This is a genomic window from Clostridium aestuarii, assembly GCF_026735135.1.
GTDB classification, from domain to species: domain Bacteria; phylum Bacillota; class Clostridia; order Clostridiales; family Clostridiaceae; genus Clostridium_H; species Clostridium_H aestuarii.
In genome coordinates this window covers 1-2,396 of record NZ_JAPQER010000022.1, presented here as the reverse complement: position 1 = coordinate 2,396, position 2,396 = coordinate 1, and the positions used below count along the sequence as shown (strand labels likewise).

At 32.3% G+C, this 2,396-nt stretch carries 3 protein-coding genes; all 3 read right to left on the bottom strand.

Annotated elements, in window-relative coordinates:
* On the bottom strand, positions 1–712 hold a 712-nt coding region (locus OW763_RS16730; RefSeq protein WP_268042731.1), incomplete at its 3' end, for an electron transfer flavoprotein subunit beta/FixA family protein.
* 33 nt (positions 713–745) lie between these two features.
* Positions 746–1,885, bottom strand: coding sequence for an acyl-CoA dehydrogenase (locus tag OW763_RS16725; protein WP_268042729.1), 1,140 nt, complete (start codon positions 1,883–1,885; stop codon positions 746–748).
* Positions 1,886–2,139: 254 nt separating this feature from the next.
* Positions 2,140–2,396 (bottom strand): electron transfer flavoprotein subunit alpha/FixB family protein (locus OW763_RS16720; protein ID WP_268042727.1); only part of this gene is annotated, 257 nt, incomplete at its 5' end.

Genomic DNA, 2,396 nt, shown 5'->3' with positions numbered 1-2,396 from the left:
TTACTTCACCTTTTCCTTTTGGTTCTTTTGTCATTGATCTTTTAACTTTTGTTGGTGAACCTTTTAATCCTAAAAGAGCTTTATCTACTTCTATATCATCTGCACTCCATACTTTAACTTCTTTTTCAAATGTTGTGAAGATATTTTTCATGCTCATGTATCTTGGTTCATTTAATTCTCCGATAGCTGTTAATAGACATGGCATTTTTATTTCTAATTCTTCATATCCATCTTCTAATGCTCTTCTTACTTTTAATGCATCTTCTTTAACTTCTACTTTTTCTACATAAGTTACTTGTGGAAGTCCTAAATGTTCTGCTATTTCTGGTCCTACTTGTGCTGTATCTCCATCGATTGCTTGTCTTCCTGCAAATATTATATCATATTCTAATTTCTTTAATGCTCCTGCTAATGCATGTGAAGTTGCTAATGTATCTGCTCCTGCAAATGCTCTGTCTGAAATTAAAACTGCTTCATCTGCTCCCATTGCAATAGCTTCTCTTAATGCTTCTTCTGCTTGTGGTGGTCCCATGCTTAATACCGTAACCTTTGCATCATTTGCATCTTTTAATCTTAATGCTTCTTCTAAAGCATTTTTATCATCTGGGTTTATGATTGATGGAACTCCTTGTCTTATAAGTGTTCCTGTCTTTGGATCTATTTTAACTTCTGTTGTATCTGGAACTTGTTTTAAACATACTACTATATTCATTATTTAAATCCTCCTCATTACTTAATCTATAGATTATCTGAACATTGCTCCTGAAATAACCATCTTTTGAACTTCATTAGTTCCTTCGTAGATTTGAGTTATTTTAGCATCTCTCATCATTCTTTCTAATGGATAATCTTTAATAAATCCATATCCACCTAGCATTTGAACGCAGTTAATTGTTACATACATAGCGCAATCTGATGCTGTCATCTTTGCTAATGCTGCTGATACTGAATATGATTTTCCACTATTCTTATCATTTGCAGCCTTGTATACTAAGTATCTAGCTTGTTCAATTCTTGCCTTCATTTCAGCCATTTTAAAAGCTAAATATTGGAATTTAAATAATTGTTTTCCGAACTGTTTTCTTTCTTTCATGTAAGTTACTGTTTCTTCTAAAGCACCTTCAGCTATTCCTAATGCTTGAGCAGCTACACCAATTCTTCCTCCATCAAGAGTCTTCATTGCCATACCAAAACCTCTGCCTTCTTTACCCATTAGGTTTTCTGCTGGCACTTTACAATCTTCAAATATAACTTCTCCAACTTGTGATGATCTAATTCCCATTTTATCTTCAATTTTTCCTATTGAAATTCCTGGGAAGTCTTTTTCTACTATAAAAGCAGATAATCCTTTAGTTCCCTTACTTTTATCTGTCATAGCAAATATTACAAAAGTATCAGCCATTGGGCTATTTGTTATAAAACATTTTTGACCATTTAATATATAATGATCTCCTTCTTTAACTGCTACTGTTTGTGCACCTGACGCATCTGTTCCTGCACTTGGTTCAGTTAATCCAAAAGATCCAATTTTTTTACCAGTACATAAATCTGGAAGATATTTTTTCTTTTGTTCTTCACTAGCGAACGCATTTATTGCACCCATACAAAGAGAAGTTTGTACTGAATAAGAAATACCAAGAGATCCATCTACTTTTGAAATTTCTTCAACTGCAAGGATGTATGATAAATAATCTCCACCGGCTCCATTATATTCTGTTGAGAAAGGTAATCCTATTAATCCCATTCTTCCCATTTTTTTATATTGGTCTATAGGGAAAATTCCTGTTTTATCCGCTTCTGCAGCTATAGGTTTAATTTCAGTTTCAGCAAATTCTCTAACTGCTTGCACTACTAGCTTTTGTTCTTTGCTTAATTCAAAATTCATTTGCTTACCTCCTAAGTTTTAATTCTATAATTTAAACATTTACATCAATTAGTTTTATTTTAATATATTTAGCTCCTTATCACAAGTATGCACTTTTAAGTTTTATACTATTATTTTTAATACATAGTATCTTTTTTATACTAAGTATGTTTTTTCGCACTAAGCATGTAAAGTTTATACCTTCACAATATAAAAAATAGGCTTATTCCAATATGTTACTATTGGAATAAGCCTATTTAAAACTAAACTCTAAATTATTGCATATCCTTAATTTGAGCTGTTAATTCTGGAACTATTTTGTTTAAGTCTCCTACTAATCCTAAATCTGCAACATGCATTATTGCTGCATCTTCGTCTTTATTTATAGCGATTATGTAGTCACTGTCTTGCATTCCTGCTAAATGTTGGATTGCTCCTGAGATTCCGCATGCAATGTATAATTTTGGTCTTACAGTTTTTCCTGTTTGACCTATTTGTAATGCATGGTCTATCCAGTCGTTATCTGTAGCTG

Excerpts from the sequence above, each read along its gene's own strand:
- OW763_RS16725 (WP_268042729.1), bottom strand. The coding sequence starts at position 1,885 with ATGAATTTTGAATTAAGCAAAGAACAAAAGCTAGTAGTGCAAGCAGTT.